Raw genomic sequence first — 22,835 nt, 5'->3', positions numbered from 1 at the left:
TCAGTAGGCCCCCCTTCCGCGTGCCACGGCTGGGCCCGTGCGCAGCAGGATGGTCAGGTCGAGCACCAGCGACCAGTTGTCCACATAGCTCAGATCGAGGCGGACGGCCTCGTCCCAGGGGAGATCCGAACGGCCGCTGACCTGCCATAACCCGGTGAGCCCGGGTTTGACCAGCAGTCGGCGCCGGATCTCGTGGGTGTACGCGTCCGCCTCCTCAGGTAAGGAGGGGCGGGGACCGACCAGCGACATATGGCCGCCGAGGACGTTGAGGAGCTGCGGCAGCTCGTCGATGGAGTACCGCCGCAGCGCGGAGCCCACCCGCGTGATCCGCGGGTCCTGCCGCACCTTGAAGAGCAGCCCGTCGGCGTTCTGGTTGAGGGCGTCGAGCTCCGCCCGGTGCTCGGTCGCGTCCTCCCGCATGGTCCGGAACTTGAGCATGGTGAACTGCTCGCCGTACCGGCCGACCCGCCGCTGCCGGAACAGCGCCGGCCCCGCGCTGTCGAGCCTGACCACCAGCGCCACCACCAGCATCAGCGGGGCGAACACCAGCAGCAGCACGGCGGCCAGCAGTCGTTCCGCCAACTCCTTGGGCAGCCGCGGGATGTTGGACAGCCGGGGCGCCCGGACGTGCAGCAGGGGCACCCCGTTGTGCGGCCGCACCACCAGCCGCGAGGCGGCCACCTCGGCCGCCGCCGGCATCAGCAGGAAGTCGGCCCCCTCGGCCGCCGCGCTCCAGGAGAGCCGGATCAGCGCCGCGGCGTCGATCTCCGGGGCCGGAAGCACCACGACGACGCTGCTCCCGGTGGCGCCGATGGCGTCCGCCACCTCGGCGACGCCGCCCACACCGCCGACCACCGGAACGCCGAGCTCGGTGACCGCCGCGGCGTTGTGCGGATCGGTGAGGCAGGCCCCGGCCACGGTCAACTCCTGGGCTCCGCCCCGCCGCAGCACGGTCATCAGCTCGACCACGCTGCCGGATGGACCGACCAGGAGGGTCGGGTTCCGGTCCCGGCCGCGCCCCCACCGCCAGTGCAGCCGACGCCGGATCAGAAACCGCACCAGCAGGGCGATCCCGGCCGTCGGCGCCGCCGCCAGCATCATGTCGTGGAGCAGCCGGGAGTCGTGCAGCAGTGTCCAGTAGGCCAGCGCCGACAGCGCGGGCAGTGCGACGGCGCCGCGCAGCACCCGGCGGTACTCCTCGCTGCCGAGACCCAGCGCCGCCCGGTCGTAGGCCCGATAGCCGTACAGCACCGCGATCCAGGCCGGCGGCAGTCCCAGGACCACCGCCCAGCGGCCGTAGGCGGCGTGGATGGCGAGCGCGGCCAGCAGCGCGGCGGTTCCGTCCGCAGCCAGCAGGTGGAACCGGTAACTCCGCTCCCAGCGCCGGCGGCGGCTCCCCGCCCGCCCCTGTGCCACGGTGTGGCGCACATGCGTGACCGGCCCAACGGCCATGCCTTCCCCCCAGGGTGTTCGAAGTGCGCGAACCCCGTCGGCAGTTCCCCCCGCCGCCGGCCCCGCCCCATCGCACTCGCACATCTCGCACGTACCGCCCCGGCCGATGCGGACGGCATGTGTATGTTCTTCACACACCATCCACAGCAGGCGGGCGGCAACAATCTAGACCACGGAAGTCAATCGTGGGAACTACCGAGCGAAGTATTCGATGATGTGACGGAAGTCCGCGCGATACTGCTGCCGTGACGAGTATGGTGATTCCGGCGCACAACGAGGCACAGGTCATCGGACCGCTTCTTGATTCACTTCTGGCCGCTGACGGCCCGGGCGCCGAAATACCCGGCGACCCGGAGCCGCTGGAGATCGTGGTCGTGTGCAACGGCTGCACGGACGGAACAGCGCAGGTCGCAGCCGCCCGAGGGGCTCGGGTGCGGGTGGTGGAGATACCGGTTCCTTCCAAGCACGAGGCGCTCAGGGCGGGCGACGCGGAGGTGAAATCCTTTCCCCGGTTGTACGTGGACGCAGATGTCCTGCTGTCCCCCTCGGATGTCCGATCCCTGACGCAGGTTCTTTCCGATCATTCGCCCGCCGTTCTGGCCGTCGCGCCGGAACGTGATATTCCGTTGAACGGCTGCGGCTGGCCGGTGCGCGCGTATTACCGCGTGTGGCAGCGCCTGCCCGAGGTCCGGCGGGGCCTCTTCGGCCGCGGGGTCATCGCGGTCACGGAGGCCGGGCACGCGCGCCTCGCCGCGCTGCCCCCGCTGATGGCCGACGACCTCGCCGCCTCGCTGGCCTTCGCCCCGGAGGAGCGGCGGGTGGTGCCGGCGGCCCGCGTCCGGATCCAGCCACCGCGCACCTGGCGGGACCTGATCAACCGCCGGGTCCGCGCCGCCACCTCCACCGCGCAGTTGGAGCAGCTGGAGCAGTTGGAGCAGCGCACCGAAGCGCCCTCCGCGCGGACCCGGCCGGCGGACCTGTTCGCCCTGCTCCGCGCCGATCCGGCCCTCCTCCCCGGCGTCCTGGTCTTCCTCGCCGCCGCGGCGGTCGCCCGCCGCCGAGCCCGACAGCCCATCCGCAGCGGGGACTTCGGTACCTGGCTGCGGGACGAGAGCAGCCGTAGCCGGCGGGACCGGCTCCCGAACTGACGGAGGAACCCGTGGAGGCACAGCCCGTGGAGGCACAACCCATAAAGGCACAGCCCGTGGAGGCACAACCCATAAAGGCACGGCCCGTTCAGGAAGACCCCCGCCAGACCGGCCAACCCGCCGCGGCCCGGATCCAGCCCACCGCCCAGGTCGACCCGACCGCCCGCCTCGGCGAGGGCACCGCGATCTGGGATCTGGCCCAGATCCGCGAGCGGGCCACCCTCGGCCGGGGCTGCAATGTCGGCCGGGGCGCCTACGTCGGGCCCGGCGTCCGCATCGGACACCACGTCAAACTGCAGAACTACGCGCTGGTCTACGAGCCCGCCGAGCTCGGGGACGGCGTCTTCGTGGGCCCGGCCGCCGTCCTCACCAACGACCACCACCCCCGCGCGGTCTCCCCCGACGGGAGCCGCAAGGGCGAGGGCGACTGGCAGCCGGTGGCCGTCCTGGTCGGCGAGGGCGCCGCGCTGGGCGCGCGCTCGGTCTGCGTGGCCCCGGTGCGGGTGGGCCGCTGGGCACTGGTCGCCGCGGGCGCGGTGGTCACCCGGGACGTCCCGGACTTCGCACTGGTCGCGGGGGTGCCCGCACGCCGGATCGGCTGGGTCGGCCGGGCCGGCGTCCGCCTAGCGGAACTCCCCGGGGAGCCGGGCACCTGGCAGTGCCCGGCCACCGGCGCCCGCTATCACGAGCGGAACGGCGTACTGACGGAGGCGGGCGGGACCACCGACGGCTGAGCTCAGCGCAGCAGCGACGGCGAGGCCCCGCCCCGGGCGAGCAGCCGGGGCGCGCCCCGCCCGTCCGCCGGGACGGCCCACAGGTCGGTGCGGTCGGTGGTGCCCTGCCCCGGCAGGGCGTAGGCGATCGTCGCGTCGTCCAGCCACTCCGCCTGGTCGTCCACGCTCCGCCGCTCCGCGAGCGGGGTCTCCCGCAGGGTGCGCAGGTCGAGGACGTACTCGTGCCACAGCGAGGCCCCCGGCAGCACCCGCTTCTTGAACGCGATCCGGGTGCCGTCCGGCGACAGCGACGGGCATTCCACGTTCTCGGCGAGCGTCCTGACGGTCCGTCGGGAGAGCGAGCCGCGCACCAGGTAGGTCCGGTTCCGGGTGCCGAGGGTCGCGTAGAAGGTGTCGTCGTCGCGGGCGAAGGTCACGCCCCAGAAGTTGGCGTCCGCCGCGTGGTACGGCCTGCCGTCCAGCTCGATGCCGAACCCCTCCAGGCTCGGAGCCTGCCGGCCGGTCCTGGTGTCCAGGATGGACGTACGCGTGGAGAAGGCCCCCACGGCGTAGGAGTCGCCGGAGACGAAGACCGTCCAGGCGACGAGGTGCCCGCTCGGCGAGACCCGGGCCCGGCTGGGGATGCCGGAGTACGGCAGGCTGCGCCGCACCCGCAGCGCGGAGTCCAGGATCAGCACCCGGCCCCCGGACTGCAGCAGCCCCGTGTCCGCCCGGAGGCAGATCCCGGTGCCGGCCGCCGCGTAGAACCGCAGGCAGCGCAGCCCGGAGCCGGTGCGTACGGCCCCCGGGTCCGCGGCCGGCACGGAGACGATCTCGTCGCTGTGCGGGCCCGGCTCCATCGAGCGGAAGAACAGGCGGCCGGACCGGCCGAGCGTGACCCCGCCCTCCCGGACCACCGGGGCGCCCGGATCGGCCCGGTCCCGGCCCGCCGCCCGCGAGGCCGCGTGCACCACCAGCCCCGTGCCCACCCCCGCCAGCAGCAGTACCCCGACCGCCAGCACCAGCAGCCGGCCCCGCGCGCTCAACTCCGTAGGCGACCTCACGGCTCCCCGCCCCCTCCCCCTGCTTCCCCGTTCCCGTCGGCCTTCTCGACCCCGATCCCGCTCCCGCGCCCGGCCCCGTTCCCGCTCCCGAGCCCAGCCCCGTTCCCGCTCCCCTTCCCGCGCCCGTCTCCGCGCAGCACCACCCCCGCAACGGCCGCACAGACCGCCAGGCCGATCGCCGAGACTCCCAGCGCGACACCGTCCCCCCAGGCCGTCCAGAGCGCACCGAAGCCCAGCGAGCAGCCGAACCGGGCCAGCGCCTGCCCGCTTCCGACCAGCGCCAGCCCACTGGCCCGCAGCCGCTCCGGGGCCACGTCCGCGACCGCCGCGGGGAGCACCCCGTCGGTGGCGGCGTAGAACCCGCCGTGCAGCGCCAGTACCAGCGCGGGCAGCACCGGCCGGGCCAGGCCGGCGCCCGTGCCGCCGGGCGCCCACAGCAGCAGCCCGTACGCGCACAGCAGTCCGGCGTGCCCGGCGAGGAACACCCCCCGGCGCCCCCACCGGTCCGCCAGCGCCCCGAAGGGCATCGCGAGCAGCAGGAAGACCGCCGCAGTGCCGAGCGGGAGGAGGGTGAACCACTGCTGGCCGATCCCGGTCCTGCGCTGCAGCAGCAGATACACGAAGGCGTCGCTCACCGTGGTCAGCCCCAGCAGCGCCGCGCAGACCGCCAGCGCCCGCAGCCGCCGGACCCTCAACAGCCCTGGCACATCCCGCAGTTGAATGCGCTCACCCGGCCCCGGGGCCGCCCCGCCGCGGCTCCGGCCCGGGACGAAGAGCACCAGCACCAGCACGCCCAGCACGGCGACACAGCCGCTCACCCCGAAGACCGCGTCATAGCCCCCGGTCGCGGCCCGCAGGATCAGAAAGGCGGACAGCGGGCCGAGGAGCGCGCCCGTGGTGTCCATCGCGCGGTGCAGCCCGAAGGCCCGCCCCCGGCGCTCGGGCGGCACGGAGAGCGAGATCAGCGCGTCCCGGGGAGCGGTGCGCAGCCCCTTTCCGGTGCGTTCCAGGGCCAGCACGGCCCCGATCGGGCCGAGGCTGTGCACCAGCAGGAGCAGCGGCTTGCAGAGCGCGGAGAGCCCGTACCCGACCCCGGCCACCAGCTTGTGGCTGCGCACCCGGTCGGCGAGGTGACCGCCCGTCAACTGCACCAGTGCGCCGACCCCGTTGTACACCCCGTCCAGCACACCGAACCCGAGCGGACTCACTCCCAGCCCGACGACCAGGTACAGCGGAAGAACGGCGGTCACCATCTCCGAGGAGACATCGGTGACCAGACTGACCGCGCCCAGCGCGAACACGGTCGCAGCGCCGCTGCCCAGCGCCCCCCGCCGCTCGCGTCCGCCCCCACCCGGCAGCCCGGGCCCCCGGGCCGCCGCCCGGTCTGCGAGATACACGGCCGAACCTCCACTCACCGCCCCACCCGCCCCCCCGGCGGGCACCGGCCGACCGAACCCACGCAGTCCCCCCGACCACGCCGCACCACTCTAATCCCCGCCCTCCCTCCCCGAACGAGCTTGCCGAAGAATCCAGCGGCGAAGAATCCGGCGGCGAAGAATCCAGCGGCCAGGAACCCCGGCCACCCCGGAGTCGCGGTGCCTCCTGGCCGCGAGCCCGCGATCTTGTCTTCGGCGGCGGCTTCGAGTAGAACCGAACGGGGTTCCAGTATCTCCGCCGGGCCCCTCGCCCTCCCTCCCCGCGAGAAGGAGCGTCAGACCCCATGTCCGACACCACCGCCGTGGGCCCCGCCGCCAAGGGCCCGGCCCCCGTGGACGTCAGCATCCCCAGGCCGCCCGTCTTCGACTCGATCGAGGCGGAACGGCGCTACCGCAAGGAGCAACTCGCCGCCGGCTTCCGGCTGTTCGGCAGGTTCGGCTTCTCCGAGGGGGTCGCGGGCCACATCACCGCGCGCGATCCGGAGAACCCCCGGTGGTTCTGGGTGAACCCGTTCGGGATGAGCTTCAGCCAGATCAAGGCCTCGGACCTGATCCTGGTCGACCACGAGGGCAATCTGCTGCACGGCGACCGCCCGGTGAACCGGGCCGCCTTCGTCATCCACTCCCAGGTGCACGCGGCCCGCCCGGACGCGATCGCCGCCGCCCACGCCCACTCCGTCCACGGAAAGGCCTTCTCCAGCCTCGGCATCCTGCTGGACCCGCTCACCCAGGACGCCTGCGCCTTCTTCGAGGACCACTCCCTCTACAGCGACTACCGAGGCGTCGTCAACGACCTGGAGGAGGGCCGGCGGATCGGGGCGGCGCTCGGCGGCAACAAGGCCGTGATCCTCCAGAACCACGGCCTGCTGACGGTCGGCCACTCCGTCGCCGAGGCGGTCTGGTGGTTCGTCACCATGGAACGCTCCTGCCAGGCCCAGCTGCTGGCGATGGCCGCCGGTACGCCGAAGTCGATCGACCGGGAGACCGCGCTGATCACCCGGGGCCAGGTCGGCACCCACCAGGCAGGCTGGTTCCAGGCCCAACCGCTCTGGGACCAGATAACCGCGTCGGACCCCGACCTCTTCGACTGATCCCCGCGCCGGATCCGCGTCCGCACCTTCCGATCACCCGGCCTAGCCTGGAGGGGTGAGCACCCAGAGCGACATCCGCGAGTTCCTCGCCTCCCGCCGCGCCCGGATCAGCCCCCAGCAGGCCGGGCTGCCCGCCTACGGCGGCAACCGGCGCGTCCCCGGACTGCGCCGCGAGGAGGTCGCCCTGCTCGCCGGCGTCAGCATCGACTACTACATCCGCCTGGAGCGCGGCCGGCTCGCCGGTGCCTCCGAGGAGGTGCTGGACGCCGTCGCCAACGCCCTCCAGCTCGACGACGCCGAGCGCGCCCACCTCTACGACCTGGCCCGCGCCGCCGCCCGCCGCCCCACCCGGCGCCCGCGGCAGCCCGGCCCCGTCCCGGACAGCGTCCTGCGGGTCCTGGCGTCCATGACGGATTCCCCCGCCTTCATCCGCAACGGCCGGCTGGACGTCCTGGCCACCAACGAGCTCGGCCGCGCCCTCTACGAGCCGCTCTTCCCGAGCCCCGACGCGACGACCACGAACCTGGCCCGCGCCCAGTTCCTCACCCCGGAGGGCCGCGACTTCTACCCGGAGTGGGAGACCGCCGTCCACACCACCGTCTCCCTGCTCCGCACCGAGGCGGGGCGGGCCCCGCAGGACGCCGAACTGGCCGGCCTGATCGGCGAGTTGGTCACCCGCAGCGAGGAGTTCCGGATCGCCTGGGCCAAGCACGACGTGCGGCTCCACCACACCGGCCGCAAGTCCTTCCGGCACCCCGCCGTCGGCGAGCTCACCCTCGACTTCGACGCCATGGAGCTGCCCGCCCAGCCCGGCCTCACCCTGACCGCCTACAGCGCGGCCCCCGGCGCCCCGGAGCACGACTCCCTCCGCCTCCTCACCGCATGGGCCGCCACCCAGCGGGCCGAACGGGCCGGAGAGCGAGGGGATGCGACCGCCCCGGAGCGGTGAGCGCGCCCACCCGCGCCGGGCTCAGCGCGCCCGGGCGCGCAGGGTGACGAAGAGAACGGCCCCGGCCACCGCCACCGCGACGCCGGCCGCGAGCCAGGGCCACGGGCTCCACTCGTCCAGGCAGTCGGTCCCGCCCGCGGTCGCGGTGCAGACCGTCCCCGGCCCGCCGCGGTTCAGATAGGCGACATAGAGGAGCGCGAGCCCCGCCCCGGAGAGGGCGCCGGGCGCACCGGCGGTCGCCCGCCGCCACAGCAGCAGCGCCGTGCCGAGCGCCGCGAGCGGCAGGACGAGAAGCCCGATCGAGAGGACCCCCAGCAGCCCGGTCACCCATGCCGCCCCGACCACCACCCAGGCCGCGAACTGCGGCCAGCCCCGCAGACGATCCCGCATCACCACCACACCCCCAGGAGGAACGGCCGGCGCGCTCACTCTGGCACAGCCCCCGCCCCAGGTCCATCGTCATCGCGACGGCCGGCCCGCCGCTCAGCCGCCGCTCAGCCGCCGCTCCCGCCGCCGTCCCCGCCGCCGCCGAGGACGCTCTCCAGGTCGTAGCCGACCGGCTCCTCCAGCTGGGCATAGGTGCAGCTCTGCGGGTCCCGGTCGGGCCGCCAGCGCCGGAAGCGGGTGGTGTGCCGGAAGCGGTCGCCCTGCATGTGGTCGTAGGCGACCTCGCAGACCCGCTCGGGCCGCAGCGGAGTCCACTCCAGGTTGCGGTCGCCGGTCCAGCGGCTCGGCCCGCCGGGCAGCCGGTCGCCGGCGTGGGCCTCCTCGTTGCGCCAGTCGGACCACGGGTGGCCGCTCGGATCGGTCATCCGCAGCGGCGCCAGCTCCGCCATCAGCTCCCGGCGGCGGCTCATCGGGAACGCGGCGCACACCCCCACGTGCTGGAGCCGGCCGTCCGCGTCGTACAGCCCGAGCAGCAGGGAGCCGATCACCGGTCCGCTCTTGTGCTCGCGGTAGCCGGCGAGGACGCAGTCGGCGGTCCGCTCGTGCTTGATCTTGACCATCAGCCGCTGGTCGGGGCGGTAGGGCAGATCCAGCGCCTTGGCCACGATCCCGTCCAGACCGGCGCCCTCGAAGCGGTCGAACCAGTCCTCGGCCACCGAGCGGTCGGTGGTCACCGGCCCCAGGTGGACCGGTGGTTCGACGCCGGCCAGGGCCTCCTCCAGCTGGGCCCGGCGTTCGGCCATCGGGGTGTCCAGCAGCGCCGCGTCCCCCAGGGCCAGCAGGTCGAAGGCGACGAAGGAGGCCGGGGTCCGCTCGGCCAGCAGTCGCACCCGCGACGCCGCGGGGTGGATCCGCTCCTGGAGGGCGTCGAAGTCGAGCCGCTCCCCCAGGGCGATGATGATCTCGCCGTCCAGCACGCAGCGCTGCGGCAGCCGGTCCAGCAGCGCGGCCTCCAGCTCGGGGAAGTAGCGGTTGAGCGGCTTGCCGTTGCGGCTGCCGATCACGATCTCCGGCCCGTCCCGGTGGACGATCGCCCGGAAACCGTCCCACTTGGCCTCGTACTGCATGCCGGGCGGGATCCGTGCCGCGGTCTTGGCCAGCATCGGCTTCACGGGTGGCATCACGGGAAGGTCCATGATCCGAGTGTCGGACGGGACGCGGCGACCCGCCTCCGGCGGTCCATCGAAGGCGGGGTTCCGGTCGCGGCCCTAGCGTGAGGACATGGCAGACGCCCTTGAGCTGCAGGCCGGTGCGCGGACCGTTCGGCTGACCCACCCGGACAAGGTGTACTTCCCCGAGCGCGGCCTGACCAAGCTGGACATCGCCCGCTACTACCTGGCGGTCGCGGACGGCGCGCTGCGCGCCCTGCGGGATCGCCCCACCACGTTGCAGCGCTTCCCGGAGGGGATCGCCGGCGAGTCCTTCTACCAGAAGCGCGCGCCCAAGGACCTGCCGGAGTGGATCCCGACCGCGCGGATCGGCTTCCCCAGCGGCCGGCACGCCGACGAGATGTGCCCGACCGAGCCGGCGGCCCTGCTGTGGGCGGCCAACCGCGGCTGCCTGACCTTCCACCCCTGGCCGGTCCGCCGGGAGGACACCGACCATCCGGACGAGCTGCGGATCGACCTCGACCCGCAGCCCGGCACCGGCTTCGCCGAGGCCGTCAGCGCTGCGGGCGAGCTGCACGGTGTGCTGACCGAGCTCGGCCTGCGGGGCTGGCCCAAGACGTCCGGTGGCCGCGGCCTCCACGTCTTCGTGCCGATCACCCCGGACTGGACCTTCGTGCAGGTCCGGCGGGCGGCCATCGCCATCGGCCGCGAGCTGGAGCGCCGGCGCCCGAACGAGGTCACCACCGCGTGGTGGAAGGAGGAGCGCGGCCGGAGGATCTTCGTCGACTACAACCAGACCGCGCGGGACCGCACCATCGCGTCCGCCTACTCGGTGCGGCCCTTCCCCGACGCGCCCGTCTCGGCCCCGCTGCGCTGGGAGGAGCTGGAGCGGGTGGAGCCCGCCGACTTCACCGTCCTCACCATGCCGGACCGCTACGCCGAGCTCGGCGACGTCCACGCCGACATGGACCGGCAGCCGGGCGACCTGACCGCCGCGCTGGAGCTGGCCGCCCGCGACGAGGCCGAGCACGGGCTCGGCGATCTCCCGTATCCGCCGGAGCACCCCAAGATGCCGGGCGAGCCGCTGCGGGTGCAGCCCAGCCGCGCGGCCAAGCCGGCCGGAAGGCGGGACGGCTGATGGACCCGCGGCAGGCGCTGGACCGGATCGCCTTCCTGCTGGAGCGCGCCGCCGGGGACGCCCACCGGGTCCGCGCCTTCCGCCGGGCCTCGGCCGCGCTCGCCGCCCTCGGCCCGGAGGAGGTGAGGCGCCTGGCCTCCTCGGGACGGCTCACCGACCTGCCGGGGGTGGGGGCCAAGACCGCCAAGGTGGTCCAGGAGGCTCTGGCCGGTGAGACCCCGGGCTATCTGGCCGACCTGGAGGAGCGGTACGGGGACGCGGCCGGGGCTGCGGCCGGGGACCGCCCGGGCGCGGCGCTGCGGGCCGCCCTCCTGGGCGACTGCCATGTCCACTCGGACTGGTCGGACGGCGGCAGCCCGATCGAGGAGATGGCCCGCGCCGCCGAGGGCCTCGGGCACCGCTGGATGGTGCTCACCGACCACTCCCCGCGGCTGAAGGTGGCCCGCGGGCTCTCCCCGGACCGGCTCCGCGCCCAGCTTGAGGTGGTGGCCGAGCTCAACGCCCGGGCCGCGGCCGCCGGATCGGAGTTCCGCATCCTCACCGGGATCGAGTGCGACATCCTCGCCGACGGTTCCCTCGATCAGGAGGACGCACTGCTGCGCCGGCTGGACGTGGTGGTCGCCTCGGCGCATTCGTTGCTCCGGATGGAGCGGGAGGGGATGACCCGCCGTCTGGTGGCGGCCGCCGCCGACCCCCGGGTGAACGTGCTGGGGCACTGCACCGGCCGGCTGCTGGGCGGCCGGCGGGTCCGGCCGCCGTCCGAGTTCGACTTCGCGGAGGTGGCCGCGGCCTGCGCGGAGCACGGCACCGCACTGGAGATCAACTCCGCCCCGGACCGCCTGGACCCGCCCCGCGCCCTCCTCCGCGAGGCGGCCGCGGTTCCCGGGCTGCGCTTCTCCATCGACAGCGACGCCCACGCGCCCGGCCAGCTGGACTGGCAGATCAACGGCTGCGCCCGGGCCGAGGAGTGCGGGATCACCGCGGACCGCGTCGTCACCACCTGGCCGGCGGACCGGCTGCTGGGCTGGGCGGCCGAGGGCCGGGACTGACCCGGGCCGCTCGGGAGGGCGCACCCGCCGCTAGGCGTGGCAGGCGGGCAGGCCCCCGTGGAGCTCCACCATCTCGGCGAAGAGCCGGTCCACCGGGGCCCGGGACGGACCGCCGGCGCCTCCCGGGGGGCCGGACAGGTCCTCGTAGGCGCGGTGGAGGTTGGGGACGAGGCGTTCGCCGTCCAGGAGGGCGGCGAAGTCGGCCGGATCGGCCCGGCGGGCGGCGGCCAGCGGCGGCAGCCCGGCGGCGAGGCCGGCCCGCGCGGTGTCCGTCAGCCAGTCCAGGTAGCGCTCGGTCTCGTCGAGGAGTTCCGGCCCGCCCACCGGCCCGTGGCCCGGGACGACGGTCAGCGGGTCGAGGGAGCGCAGCTCGCCCACGGCGGCCCGGAGGCCGCTCACCGAGCCGGTGAGGACGAACGGGGTCACCCCCGACATCACCAGGTCACCGGTGAAGAGCACCCGCTCCCGGGGCAGCCAGACGACGGTGTCGCAACCGCTGTGGGCGGGCCCGAAGGAGTGGAGTTCGGCCTGGTGCCGGCCGAGCCGCAGGGTGATTGGCCCGGTGAAGGTCAGCTGGGGCAGGACCAGCTCCACCCGGCCCCACTCCACCTCCGGCCACAGCCCGGTGAGGTGGAGTCCGACCGCCTCGGCCTCCTGGCGGGTCCGCTCGTGGCCGGCCACCAGCGCCTCGGGGAAGGCCGCGTTGCCGAAGGTGTGGTCGCCGTGGGCGTGGGTGTTGACGAGCAGCGCCGGCGGCACCCCGCCGGTGGCGTCGAGGACGAGCCGGCGCAGCAGCCCGGCCCTGGCCTCGGTGGCGGCGGTGTCGATGAGCACCGGGCCGGTCTCGGCGGCGATCAGTCCCGCGTTGTTCAGGCACCAGCCCCCGTCCGGCTGGAGGAACGCGTGCACCCCGTCGGCTACCTCCGCCAGCCGGGGTTCCCCGGTGAATGTGCGCATGCGGCGACCCTGGCGTTCTCCACTCGATCCCCGCTCAAGCGCGCATCGAGCCGGTGCGGTCCAAGGACGCCCGAGGACCGCGGAAAGTTCCCGGAAAAAATGTCTTGGAATTGAAATAAACCGAGAGGCGAATCGGAATGAAAAATTCCGGTTAACGCATCGGACAATCCCGGCAAGTCGCTTTGAATCGCGCACATGCGACCCATCCGCCCCGGGGTTTGCAAAGCGACCGGCTTCGGGTAGCGTTCACAACCAGAGTGCAGCACACCACGGGGAGATCAGGAATGATCAGCGACCAGATCAGGATCAGCCTTCTCGGACCATTAGAAATAACTCCCCCGCTCGGCAGACCCGCAGAAGATCCGCCCTTCCAGGTGACCGCGGTGAAACTTCGCCAGGTCCTCGCCATGCTCGCCGTGAACGCCAATACGATGGTCAGCACCGAGCAGTTGATAGACGAACTCTGGCCCTATGGTCCGCCGCGTACCGTGAAGACAATCGTGCAGACCTATGTATATCAGCTGCGCAAGCTTTTCCGGCGCACTTTCCACGGCCCGCAGCGTCCCCAGCCGCTCACCACCCGGCCGGGCGGCTACCTCCTCGCGGTCCCGCGTGACAACGTTGACGTGTTCACCTTTCAGCGCCTTCTGGAACAGGGGCGGAGCAGTCTGGACCAGGGCGAGCCGGCGGTCGCCGCCGAGCAGCTCCGGGCCTCCCTGGAGCTGTGGCGCGGCCCGCTCCCGGCGGACATCGTCCACGGCCCCTTCCTGCAGGGCCTCTCCGTCTTCCTTGAGGAGCAGCGGCTGGAGGCGGTCTCGCTGCGGATCGAGGCCGACCTCGCCAACAACCGCCACCGCGAGCTGGTCGGCGAGCTCCGGGCGCTGGTGGCCACCCACCACCTCCACGAGTCCTTCCACGTCCGGCTGATGCAGGCGCTGCACCGCTCCGGCCGGCGCAGCGAGGCGCTGAACGTGTACCACCAGCTGCGCCGGGTGCTGGACGAGGAACTCGGCCTCGAGCCCTCTCCCGAGGCCAGGCGGATTCACCAGGAGATCCTGGTCAGCAGTTAGCCGGCCTCGAGTCCGCCTGGAGAGCCGCGGGGACACTGGAAAAGCGCCCGAAGCGCGATTCCGCGATCCCGTGGCCGCACGGAAAGTCCCGAGGAGAGAGAATGATGACGAGCGCACTGCGTCTGGCGATCCTGGTCTCCTGTTCCTCGACCAGCAGGACCGGGGCCGCGATCGCCGACTGGTTCCAGCGGACCGCGGCCGACGCGAGCCCATTCGAGGTGGACAGGATCGATCTCTCGGATTGGCAGCTCCCGCCGGTTCCGGAACTGTCCCCGGCACCCCCGGTACGGGAGACCGCGGAACTCCTGGGCGCCCGGCTCGACCGCGCGGACGCCTTCGTCGTCGTGACTCCGGAATACAACCACAGTTTCCCCGCCCTGCTGAAAATCGCCATCGACTGGAATCATCGGCAATGGCAGGCGAAGCCGGTGGCCTTCGTGACCTACGGCGGGCGGTCGGGCGGCATCCGCGCGGCCGAGCAGCTCCGGCAGGTCTTCGCCGAGCTCCACGCGGTCTCGATGCGGGACGGGCTGAGCTTCCACGGCCCGCGGGACCGCTTCGGCCCGGACGGCAGCCCGGCGGACGCAGCGGGCTGCCGCACCGCCGCCAAGCTGATGCTCGACCAGCTCGCCTGGTGGGCCCGCGCGCTCGCGGACGCCCGGGCGAGGCAGCCGTACGCGGGATGAGGGAGCCGCACGGGGGTGAGGGCACCGGCGCGGGATGAGGGCGCCGGCCCGCCCCAGGACACGCCACCGACCCCCTGGCCCGAGCCGGCGACGACCGGCTCGGGCCAGGGGGTCGGATCGTGTGCCGCGGGCGCTCAGGCCGCCTCGGCCAGCAGCGGGTCGGCGAACAGCCCCGCGAGCCCCTCGGCGATCTCGTCGGCCTGGGCGAGGGTGAGCCGCACGTCTCCGTCGAAGAGCCCGTCCGCCGCCCAGTACCCCCGCCGCAGGCTCACCGCGTACGGATTGACCGGCACCTCGGGCCCCGGGCGGTCGGCGAGGTTGCGGGCCGCCCGGTGGAAGAGCCCCACCGCCATCGCCTCGGCCACCTCCACATTGCGCGCGATGGCCGCCCTGAGCTCCTCGTCGGTGTACTTCCCGACCAGCGCGGTGGCGCTGTCCCGGACCGCCTTGGCGGTGGCGTGGGCGGGGCCGGGCCGGGGGCGGCCGCCCGCTCCAGCAGGTTCCAGTCCCGGAAGAGCTGCTGCACCCGGTCGTTGAGGGCGTACAGCTTCTCCAGGTCCGGCCGGACGGTCCGGAGGAAGTCGTGGTCGAACCGGTTCTGCACGAAGAGCAGCACGATGCCGAAGTGGTTGAGCGTCCGGTCCCAGCCCAGCTTGGGCACCATGACGACCGGGTTGCCGAAGGCCGGGTAGTGGTCCTCCACCTTGGCCAGCACGAACTCGAAGGTCCGCAGGTGGAAGTCGTTGTAGAAGTCCAGCCGTTCGGCGATGTCCTCCCCGGCCAGGTCGCGGGTGACCAGGTCGGTGGTGGCGGTGTTGCCGTAGCCGATCAGGTCCGAGCCCGGCGAGTAGAAGGCGTCCGCGAACGCGCCCGCCTCGCCGACCAGGGCCCAGCGGTCCGGCGAGTAGACCCGCTCGACGCCGAAGGCGAAGTCGCGGACGCTGAGGAAGTCCGCGACGTCCCCGGTCCGCCCGGCCACCGCCTCGGCCAGCTGCGGTTCGTGCCGGCGCAGCCAGTCCAGCGCCCGGTCGAAGTCGCTGATCTCCTGGTAGGGGTGGAGGCGGGGGTCGGCGCAGATGCCGATGCTGATGTGGTCCGAGCCGAGGGGGATGAGCCAGACCCAGTACCCGTCCCCCATCAGGTGGTTGGTGCTGAACTGCCGGATGCCGGGCCGGCGCATCCGGGACAGCCACTCCGGGTTGTCCGCGCCCCACTCCTCCAGGTCGATGCCGCCGGCCAGCCGGAACCAGGAGGCGTTGATGGTGTGGGCGACCTCCCGGCCGATGCCCAGGCGGCGCTTGACCACCCCGGCCCTGCCGGCGGCGTCCACCAGCCAGCGGGCCTCCAGGCCGTGCTCCCGGCCGCCCTGGGCGTAGGTGATCGAGTGGCCTCCGCCGGGCCGCAGTTCGACCTCCCGCACCTCGCAGCCCTGCCGCAGGTCGGCGCCCAGGTCGAGGGCGGTGCGGGTGAGCTCGTTCTCGAACCGGCCGCGGTCGATCTGGTAGTTGACGTGCACCGGGAAGTCGACCGAGCCCAGCTCGATGCGGTGGGTGAGGTCGCGGTTGTCCCCCGCGGGCTGGAAGAACCGCAGCCCGTTCTTCTGCAGATGGCAGGCGTCCAGGTGGTCCTTCATCCCGACCACCTCGGCCAGGTAGTGCGCCCCTGTGGGCACGGTCGACTCGCCGACCTTGAACGCGGCCTCGGGGGCGAGCCCGGAGCGCTTGTCCAGGACGACCACCTCGGTGCCGGGGCGCGCCCTGCGGAGCTGGATGGCGAGGGTCAGGCCGGCGAGGCCGCCGCCGAGGACGGCCACATCGCAGCTGTGCCGGTCGAGCATTCTTCCTCCCAGAGGGATGACAGGGTCAGAGGGACAGCGATGCCGGTTCCGCCGGGTCCCCGGTCCGCTCCGGGGGACGACGGCTCTCCGGCGGCCGGTGCCGGACGAAAAGGCCGGTGGCGGCGGTGGTCGCCAGGGCCATCAGCACCATGAGGGTGTAGAGCCGGTCGTCCAGGACGCCCAGCGCGGCGCCCACCTGGAGGACGATCAGCTCGGTGAGGCCGCGCATGTTCATCAGCGCGCCCAGCCGCCCGGCCTCCCGCCAGCCCAGGCCGGTGAGCCGGGCCGGGAGCACGGCCCCCAGCAGCTTCCCGGCGCAGGCCACCGCGGTGATCGCGGCCCCCGCCAGCAGGTCGCCGCCGCTCAGCGAGCGGATGTCCACCGAGAGGCCGACCTGGATGAAGAAGACCGGCAGCAGCAGCCGGCTGACCTGCTCCAGCGGCACCCGTACCTGCCGGATGAGCGGCTCCAGCGGCTCGCGCGGCATCACGCAGCCGAAGAGGAAGGCGCCGAAGATGGCGTGGATCCCCAGCCAGGAGGTGGCGGCGGCGGAGAGGAGCACCCCCGCCGCGACCGGCGCGGCCAGGGCCGCCTGCCGTGGCCGCCCGTCCCACCGCCGGACGAGGGCCCGCAGGGCCGGCCGGACCGCGAGGAGGACGACCAGCAGATAGCCGGCCAGCTCCGCGGCGGTCCGCAGCAGCCCGGCCGGACCCGCCGCCTGGGCCACCGCCACCACCGCGGCCAGCAGCAGCCAGGACAGGGCGTCGCAGACCGCCGCACTGGCCAGGGCCAGTCCGCCGACCCTGGTCCCGCCGAGCCCCGAGTCCACCAGGAACCGGGCCAGCACCGGGAAGGCGGTGATGGACACCGCCGTCCCGACGTACAGCACGAAGGCGGTCCGCCCGACGTGCTGCCCGCCGACCCGGTCGTGCTGCCCGTACAGCGCCAGTGCCAGCGCGACCCCGCCGGCGAACGGCAGTGCCAGCGAGGAGAGCGACACCGACAGGACGGTCCCCCGCAGCCGCCCGCGCAGCATGTCCCGGTTGAACTCCCAGCCGATCAGGAACATGAAGAGCAGAATGCCGAGCTGGGAGAGGACGGAGAGGAAGGGGCGTCCCGCCTCCGGGAAGAGGCGGCTGCTCAGGTGTCCGGGCAGCAGCCCCAGCAGGCTGGGGCCGAGGGCGACGCCGGCCAGCAGCTCGGCCACCACGGGCGGCTGCCGCACCCGTCTGGCCAGCCCGGCGAGGAGCACGCCCGCCAGGAGGATGACCGCGACGTCGGCGATCACCACGGTCGTGGTCCAGTCCAGCTGACGGGCATTCATCTCCGCTCCCGGTCCGGGTCAGTGGAGGCTCTCGGCCGCGAAGGCGCCGGCCTTGGCCAGGGTGGCCCGGGTGTTGCCGCCGAGGGCCGCGCGCAGGTGCTCGCGGACCTCGTCCAGGCCGCGCTCCCCGCCCAGCGCCTCGCGGGCGGCGGCGGGGTCGATCGCCACGGTGTGGGTCGCGGTGACCCGGGCGCCGGCGTCCACCGCGGTGAACGTCCAGCGGCCGCTGTGGCCGAGCAGCATGGTGGGCGGCAGCAGCTGCTTGTAGGCGATCTCCGAGGGGCCCCGGCAGATCCGGACGGACCTGGTGGTGTGCGCGGCGCCGTCGCCGGTGACGGTGTCCATCTCCATCCGCTGCACCCCGGCGGCGTCCTCGACGAGGTCGACCCTGGCCACATGGGGCAGCCGGCCCGGCCACAGGTCGCTGCGCCGGATGAACTCGTATGCCTCCTCGGGGGAGCCCTTGACCAGCACGGTGTCCGAGAAGGTGTCGACCACCCGGTCGACGGGGTGGCCGAGCTCGGCGATCCGCCCCAGCGCGGCCAGCTCCTCGGCGCTGTTGCGGTCCACCGCCGCCCTGATCGTCGCCTCGGCCCCGGCGTCCGCCACCGAGAAGGCGTGGTCGAGCCGTACCTCGGTGCGGCCGTCCCGCAGGGGCTGCAGGGACCACCGGCCGGCCATCGCGGTGATCGGCGGATGGGTGCGCTCCTGCCGGAACTCCACCGTGCGGGCCACCGGATCGAGCTCCCGCCGGGAGATCCAGGTGTTCACCTCTCCGCCGACCACCGCCCACAGCTGGAACCGCTCGGAGCGCTCGGAGCGCGCCAGGTGCCGTACGTCCACGGTCGGGCCGAAGACCACCGGCCAGAGGGTCACGTCGGCGATGATCCGGTAGATGTCCTCGGCCGGTGCCGCCACCAGCCGGGTGTGGGTCATCGAGATGGGCATGGTCAGGCCGCGATCCGCTCGTTGACCAGCTTCAGCAGCTCGGCGGGCGTGCCGACCTCGGTGATCAGCTCGTCCGGGATGTCCACCCCGTGGTCCAGCTTCAGCCGGGCCGCGGTCTCGATCAGGGCCAGCGAGTCGTAGCCGAGGTCCTCGAAGGAGAGGTCGGCGATCTCGCCGTGCAGCGCCTCGTTGTCCTCCCCGCCCGCGCAGGCGATCAGTATTCCGCGCAGCTGGTCGATGTCCATGCCGTCACCCTTCCGCTCGCTCGTCGTCCGGTTGCCGCTCACAGTCGCTCTCCTCCTCCGCCGGGCCGCGCGCCCTTGAGGACTACGGCCGAGTTGAAGCCCCAGCGCCCCCGGGCCAGCACCAGGGCGGTCTCCACCCGGGCCTCCCGCGGCTCGCCGGTCACCAGGTCGATCCCGTACGCGTCGGGTACCGAGGCGGTGCCGAAGGTCGGCGGGATCACCCGCTCCCGCATGCTCATCAGGGCGCACACCACGTCCAGCGGCCCGCCGCCGGAGAACAGCCGGCCGGTGAGCGCCTTGGGCGCGGTGACCGGCACCCGCCGGTTCCCGAAGACCTCCCGGATCGCCTGGGCCTCGGCCCGGTCCAGCTCGGGGACGCCGGCCGCGTCGGCGTAGACCACGTCCACCTCCTCCGCCGCGACCCCGGCGTCCGCCAGGGCGAGTTCGGCGGCCCGGCGGAGCCCCGGCGGGCGCCCGCTGTCCGGCGGGGGGTCGAAGGTGGCGGCGTACCCGGCGAGTTCGCCGTAGCCGGTGGCGCCCCGGGCGCGGGCCGCCGCGGCGTCCTCCAGTACGCAGATCGCGCCCCCCTCACCGGGGACGTAGCCGCCGGCCCGGCCGTCGAAGGGCCGGTACGCGGTGCGGGGGTCGGGGTCGGTGCTGACCCGGCCGCTGGAGAGGTGGGAGACCCAGCCCCAGGGGTCGAGGGCCGAGTCCACACCGCCGGCCACCATCACCGGCGTGCCGGCCCGGAGGCCGCGCCGGGCCTGGCCGAGCGCGTCGAGCCCCCCGGCCTGCTCCGCGACCAGCGCGCAGCCCGGGCCCCGCATCCCGTGCCGGATGGAGATCTGGCCGGTGTTGACCGCGTAGAACCAGGCGAACGACTCGTAGGCGCTGACGTGCTGGGAGCCGCGCGACCACAGCTTGTTGAACTCGCGGTGGGTGAACGCGAAGCCGCCGGAGGCGTTGGCGGTCACCACGCCCATGTCGTAGTCGGTGGTGGCCTCGGTGTCCAGCTCGGCGTCCTCGATCGCGGCCTGTGCGGCGATCAGTGCCATCCTGGTGGACACGTCGGTCTGCGGCAGCAGCCGGCTGGGCAGGTACTGCGCCGCCTCCAGGGCGACCTGCCCGGCCAGCCGGGCGGGCAGCCCCGCGGTGTCGAAGCGGTCGAGCTCGCCGATGCCACCCCGGCCGGACAGTGTCGCGGCCCAGAACTCCTTGACGCCCACACCGTTCGGCGCGACCACGCCCACACCGGTGATCACACTCATGCCGCCCGCTCCTTCACCCTGCCGAGCACCATCGCGCTCTGGAAGCCTCCGAAGCCGCTGCCGACCGTCAGCACGGTGTCGGTGCGGTGCTCCCTGGCCTCCCTCGGCACATAGTCCAGATCGCACTCGGGGTCCCTGACCTGATGGTTGGCGGTCGGCGGCACGAGCTGCCGCTCGATCGCCAGCAGCGAGGCGGCGATCTCCACCGAGCCGATCGCCCCCAGCGAGTGGCCGACCATGGACTTGATCGAGCTGACCGGGGTGCGGTAGGCGTGCTCGCCCAGGCTGCGCTTGAAGGCCGCGGTCTCGTGCCGGTCGTTCTGCTTGGTGCCGGAGCCGTGGGCGTTGACGTAGTCCACCGCGGTGGGGTCCAGCCTGGCCTGGTCCAGGGCGGCCCTGATCGCCTCGGTCATCTCCCGGCCGTCCGCCTTGAGGCCGGTCATGTGGTAGGCGTTGCAGCGGGTGGCGTACCCGCCGATCTCGGCGTAGACATGCGCCCCCCGCCGCTGGGCGGCCGCCAGGTCCTCCAGGACGAACATCGCCGCGCCCTCGGCCAGGACGAAGCCGTTGCGGGTGCCGTCGAAGGGCCGGGAGGCGTGCTCCGGGTCGTCGTTGTAGGTCGTGGTGGCCTTGATCGCGTCGAAGCTGGCCACCACGATCGGGGTGATCGGGGTGTCCGCGGCGCCCGCCACCATGACGTCCGCGCTGCCCTCCCGGATCAGCGCGGCGGCGTGGCCGACCGAGTCCAGCCCCGAGGTGCAGCCGTTGGACACCATCGCCACCGGCCCCTCGGCGCCGACCGCCCAGGCGATCTCGGCCGGCATGATGCTGGGGATCATGTAGTCGAACATGTGCGGGGAGAGGTGCTCAGGCGTCATCTCCCAGCGCCTGCCGGAGTCCGAGAGCACCAGGTACTCCTGCTCCAGGCTGGTGGCGGCGGCGACCGCACTGCCCAGGCTCACCCCGACCCGGTGCGGCGGCAGTGCCGCCGGGTCGAGCCCGCTGTCGGCCACCGCCTCCCGGGCGCAGACCACCGCGAACTGGGTGGCCCGGTCCATCCGCCGGACCTCCCGGGGCGTCAGGCCCTCCGCGGCGGCGTCGAAGTCCACCTCGGCGGCCACCTGGGAGCGGTACGGGGAGGGGTCGAAGAAGGAGATCCGCCGGGTCGCCGTGCGTCCCTCGGAGAGGAGCCGCCAGAACGCGTCCCGGCCCGCTCCCCCGGGCGCCCGTACGCCCAGTCCGGTGATCGCCACCCGGCGGCTCACCTGCCGCCCCCGGTGGTCTCGAAGCCGTTCCTCTGCATGGTCCTCTCCTCACCAGCCATCGCGGCCGCGGCCGGTTCGGCCCGCCGCCACTCCAGTACCAGGTACCGGCCCGCGCCCAGGCTCTCGCGCAGGGTCAGCCGGTCCCCCTCCAGCCGGGCCTCCCGGATCTGCTCGGTGCCCACCACCCGGGCGTGGGAGCCGACGGCGACGCGGTGGACGAGCCGGTCGCCGGCCACCCGCCAGCGCCCGGAGTAGCCCAGGTACGGCACCGCGGCCCGGAGCCGGCCCCGGAGCCGGCGCCGGCCATCAGCGCGGCGGACATGTATCCGTGCGCCTCGTAGATCAGTAGTCCCTCGGCCCGCTCTCCGCACGGGCCGGGCCCGGTCGAGCCGTCCGGCTCGAGGAAGTAGTGCGACGTCAGCCGCCAGGGACCGAGCAGTTCCCGGTCGCCGATGCCCTGCTGGGCCTGCATGTGCGCTCCCTCGCTCGCCCGGCTACGCCTGCCCGAGCCGGTCGGCGACCCAGTCGGCCGCGTCGGTGCTCCACAGGTTGACCAGGTTCGGGCAGATGTGGGCCTCGCCCTCGTGGACCACGAGCCGGTGCCGCTCCCCCCAGGCCCGGTCCAGCTCCCGCATCCCGGCGAGCGGGAAGATGTCGTCCCGGTCGCCGTGGACGCTCAGCACGGGGGCCCCGGGCCGGTCGGCCGGGTCCAGTTCCAGCGCGTCGAAGCGGGCCTGCATGTCCACCGGCTCCCCGCAGGCGAGGACGAACCGGAAGTCGTCCTTCAGCCGGCGCGGCAGCCCGTCGAAGGGGGCGACCCGCGGACCTCCGGACAGGTTCACCAGGCAGCGGAAGAGCGAGCCCAGCCGCTGGGCGATCCGCAGGGTGAAGTAGCCACCGAAGCTGATCCCGAAGAAGGCCAGCCGGTCGGCCGCGATCCCCGGCTCCCGGCGCAGCACCTCGACCAGCTCGGCGACCACCGTCTCCAGCTCCAGCAGCAGCGGGGTCTGGCCGACCTGGATGCCCTGGCCGGGGGCCTCGAAGAGGAGCGCCGCGATCCCGCGCTCCAGATAGGGCTCGGCCAGCGCGAGCACCTCCACCTCGGTCATCGAGTCCAGGCCGTTGGACATCAGGACGCAGGGCACCGGGCCGTCCCCGGCGCCCCGCGCGGGCGGCCGGATCAGCCAGTACGGTGCCTGGAGGCCGCCGTCCAGCCGCACCTCCCCGTGGGCGAGGTCGAGGCCGGCGCCGTCCAGGCTGCGCAGGAAGTGCTCGCGGACCTCGCCGCGCAGCCGGAGCTTGCGCCGCCGGTCGCCGAAGTCCATGAACTCGGACCAGTGGTAGCTGACCGACGCCCCGCGCTCGGCGCGGATCCGCCCGGCCGCGGTGGTCGAGCGGGCGGCCTGGGCGGCGTACCGCTCGCCCTGGGCGATCCAGCCGGCCTGCCAGGCCGCCCAGAACTCCGGGGTGCCGACGTCCCCACTGCCCTCCGGGAAGGAGCGCAGCACCATGGCGACGTCGCCCCAGTGGGTCTGCGGGGCATAGCGGGTGTTGAGGAACATCAGACGCGGGAGGTAGTAGAGGCACTGGGCCATCAGCGATCCGGCGCCGGTGGCCGGCGGTGCGATGCTCGGCATCT

23 protein-coding genes and 1 pseudogene are annotated in these 22,835 nt (G+C 73.7%); 8 read left to right on the top strand and 16 right to left on the bottom strand.

Features of this window, described 5'->3' with window-relative positions; all coding sequences use genetic code 11:
- On the bottom strand, positions 1-1,452 hold the full coding sequence (locus tag BS73_RS00660; RefSeq protein ID WP_051938966.1) for a sugar transferase: 1,452 nt from the start codon (positions 1,450-1,452) through the stop codon (positions 1-3).
- 254 nt (positions 1,453-1,706) lie between these two features.
- Between BS73_RS00660 and BS73_RS00655 the strand changes: the two genes are divergently transcribed.
- On the top strand, positions 1,707-2,600 hold the full coding sequence (locus BS73_RS00655; protein ID WP_235215290.1) for a glycosyltransferase: 894 nt from the start codon (positions 1,707-1,709) through the stop codon (positions 2,598-2,600).
- Between the two features lie 71 nt (positions 2,601-2,671).
- Entirely contained in the window at positions 2,672-3,334 is a 663-nt protein-coding gene (locus BS73_RS00650) for an acyltransferase (RefSeq protein ID WP_051939318.1), read from the top strand.
- 2 nt (positions 3,335-3,336) lie between these two features.
- Here the strand turns inward: BS73_RS00650 and BS73_RS00645 are convergent, their stop codons facing one another.
- Both BS73_RS00645 and BS73_RS00640 read right to left on the bottom strand, forming a co-directional pair.
- Positions 3,337-4,359, bottom strand: a complete 1,023-nt coding sequence (locus tag BS73_RS00645; RefSeq protein ID WP_037568476.1) for a TolB family protein — start codon at positions 4,357-4,359, stop codon at positions 3,337-3,339.
- 14 nt (positions 4,360-4,373) lie between these two features.
- On the bottom strand, positions 4,374-5,774 hold the full coding sequence (locus BS73_RS00640; RefSeq protein WP_407674947.1) for an MFS transporter: 1,401 nt from the start codon (positions 5,772-5,774) through the stop codon (positions 4,374-4,376).
- 323 nt (positions 5,775-6,097) lie between these two features.
- On the opposite strand from BS73_RS00640, the gene BS73_RS00635 reads away from it, so the two are divergent.
- Positions 6,098-6,904: a class II aldolase/adducin family protein gene (locus BS73_RS00635; RefSeq protein ID WP_037568474.1), complete on the top strand. Its 807-nt coding sequence runs from the start codon at positions 6,098-6,100 to the stop codon at positions 6,902-6,904.
- Positions 6,905-6,959: 55 nt separating this feature from the next.
- Entirely contained in the window at positions 6,960-7,853 is an 894-nt protein-coding gene (locus tag BS73_RS00630) for a helix-turn-helix transcriptional regulator (protein ID WP_037568472.1), read from the top strand.
- Between the two features lie 21 nt (positions 7,854-7,874).
- On the opposite strand, the gene BS73_RS00625 is transcribed toward BS73_RS00630, so the two are convergent.
- Positions 7,875-8,243 (bottom strand): hypothetical protein, encoded by a 369-nt coding sequence (locus tag BS73_RS00625; RefSeq protein ID WP_037569332.1) that lies wholly within the window; start codon positions 8,241-8,243, stop codon positions 7,875-7,877.
- 104 nt (positions 8,244-8,347) lie between these two features.
- Positions 8,348-9,436: an ATP-dependent DNA ligase gene (locus BS73_RS00620; protein WP_037568470.1), complete on the bottom strand. Its 1,089-nt coding sequence runs from the start codon at positions 9,434-9,436 to the stop codon at positions 8,348-8,350.
- An 85-nt stretch (positions 9,437-9,521) separates the two neighbouring features.
- Here BS73_RS00620 and ligD point away from each other — a divergent pair, with 85 nt between their 5' ends.
- A complete protein-coding gene (ligD, locus tag BS73_RS00615) occupies positions 9,522-10,547 on the top strand; it encodes a non-homologous end-joining DNA ligase (protein ID WP_037568468.1) in 1,026 nt (341 codons plus the stop codon).
- Positions 10,547-11,596: a PHP domain-containing protein gene (locus BS73_RS00610; RefSeq protein ID WP_037568466.1), complete on the top strand. Its 1,050-nt coding sequence runs from the start codon at positions 10,547-10,549 to the stop codon at positions 11,594-11,596. Before ligD ends, BS73_RS00610 begins: the two co-directional genes overlap by 1 nt.
- Before the next feature lie 30 nt (positions 11,597-11,626).
- Here the strand turns inward: BS73_RS00610 and BS73_RS00605 are convergent, their stop codons facing one another.
- On the bottom strand, positions 11,627-12,553 hold the full coding sequence (locus tag BS73_RS00605) for an MBL fold metallo-hydrolase (RefSeq protein WP_037568464.1): 927 nt from the start codon (positions 12,551-12,553) through the stop codon (positions 11,627-11,629).
- A gap of 284 nt (positions 12,554-12,837) precedes the next feature.
- Between BS73_RS00605 and BS73_RS00600 the strand changes: the two genes are divergently transcribed.
- Both BS73_RS00600 and BS73_RS00595 read left to right on the top strand, forming a co-directional pair.
- Complete coding sequence (locus BS73_RS00600; protein WP_037568462.1) at positions 12,838-13,623, top strand: AfsR/SARP family transcriptional regulator; 786 nt, start codon at positions 12,838-12,840, stop codon at positions 13,621-13,623.
- A 104-nt stretch (positions 13,624-13,727) separates the two neighbouring features.
- Positions 13,728-14,309 carry an NADPH-dependent FMN reductase gene (locus tag BS73_RS00595; RefSeq protein WP_322987230.1) on the top strand — a complete coding sequence of 194 codons (582 nt, stop codon included), beginning with the start codon at positions 13,728-13,730 and terminating at the stop codon, positions 14,307-14,309.
- A 134-nt stretch (positions 14,310-14,443) separates the two neighbouring features.
- Here the strand turns inward: BS73_RS00595 and BS73_RS38575 are convergent, their stop codons facing one another.
- From BS73_RS38575 to BS73_RS00550, 10 genes and pseudogenes are all read right to left on the bottom strand, one after another.
- A complete protein-coding gene (locus BS73_RS38575) occupies positions 14,444-14,602 on the bottom strand; it encodes a hypothetical protein (protein ID WP_200886604.1) in 159 nt (52 codons plus the stop codon).
- The gene (locus BS73_RS00585; RefSeq protein ID WP_200886603.1) at positions 14,578-16,146 is read right to left on the bottom strand and encodes an NAD(P)/FAD-dependent oxidoreductase; all 1,569 of its coding nucleotides are present in this window, start codon (positions 16,144-16,146) and stop codon (positions 14,578-14,580) included. The genes BS73_RS38575 and BS73_RS00585 overlap by 25 nt, the downstream gene beginning before the upstream one ends.
- A 25-nt stretch (positions 16,147-16,171) precedes the next feature.
- Complete coding sequence (locus BS73_RS00580) at positions 16,172-17,470, bottom strand: cation:proton antiporter (RefSeq protein WP_051938963.1); 1,299 nt, start codon at positions 17,468-17,470, stop codon at positions 16,172-16,174.
- 18 nt (positions 17,471-17,488) lie between these two features.
- Positions 17,489-18,418 (bottom strand): aromatase/cyclase, encoded by a 930-nt coding sequence (locus tag BS73_RS00575; protein WP_037568456.1) that lies wholly within the window; start codon positions 18,416-18,418, stop codon positions 17,489-17,491.
- 2 nt (positions 18,419-18,420) lie between these two features.
- Positions 18,421-18,663 carry an acyl carrier protein gene (locus BS73_RS00570; RefSeq protein WP_037569326.1) on the bottom strand — a complete coding sequence of 81 codons (243 nt, stop codon included), beginning with the start codon at positions 18,661-18,663 and terminating at the stop codon, positions 18,421-18,423.
- Positions 18,664-18,701: 38 nt separating this feature from the next.
- Positions 18,702-19,931 carry a ketosynthase chain-length factor gene (locus tag BS73_RS00565; protein ID WP_037568454.1) on the bottom strand — a complete coding sequence of 410 codons (1,230 nt, stop codon included), beginning with the start codon at positions 19,929-19,931 and terminating at the stop codon, positions 18,702-18,704.
- The gene (locus BS73_RS00560) at positions 19,928-21,196 is read right to left on the bottom strand and encodes a beta-ketoacyl-[acyl-carrier-protein] synthase family protein (protein ID WP_037568452.1); all 1,269 of its coding nucleotides are present in this window, start codon (positions 21,194-21,196) and stop codon (positions 19,928-19,930) included. Before BS73_RS00560 ends, BS73_RS00565 begins: the two co-directional genes overlap by 4 nt.
- Positions 21,193-21,465: a lipocalin-like domain-containing protein gene (locus BS73_RS40230; protein WP_037568450.1), complete on the bottom strand. Its 273-nt coding sequence runs from the start codon at positions 21,463-21,465 to the stop codon at positions 21,193-21,195. Before BS73_RS40230 ends, BS73_RS00560 begins: the two co-directional genes overlap by 4 nt.
- A 44-nt stretch (positions 21,466-21,509) precedes the next feature.
- Positions 21,510-21,668 (bottom strand): annotated as a pseudogene (locus tag BS73_RS40840) (lipocalin-like domain-containing protein); the annotation flags it as partial.
- Between the two features lie 22 nt (positions 21,669-21,690).
- Positions 21,691-22,833, bottom strand: a complete 1,143-nt coding sequence (locus BS73_RS00550; RefSeq protein ID WP_051938961.1) for an alpha/beta hydrolase family protein — start codon at positions 22,831-22,833, stop codon at positions 21,691-21,693.
- Positions 22,834-22,835: the final 2 nt, after the last annotated feature.

The organism is Phaeacidiphilus oryzae TH49, from assembly GCF_000744815.1.
Lineage (GTDB): Bacteria > Actinomycetota > Actinomycetes > Streptomycetales > Streptomycetaceae > Phaeacidiphilus > Phaeacidiphilus oryzae.
The sequence above is the reverse complement of the archived record's forward strand: the minus strand, read 5'-3'. Positions and strand labels throughout refer to the sequence as shown.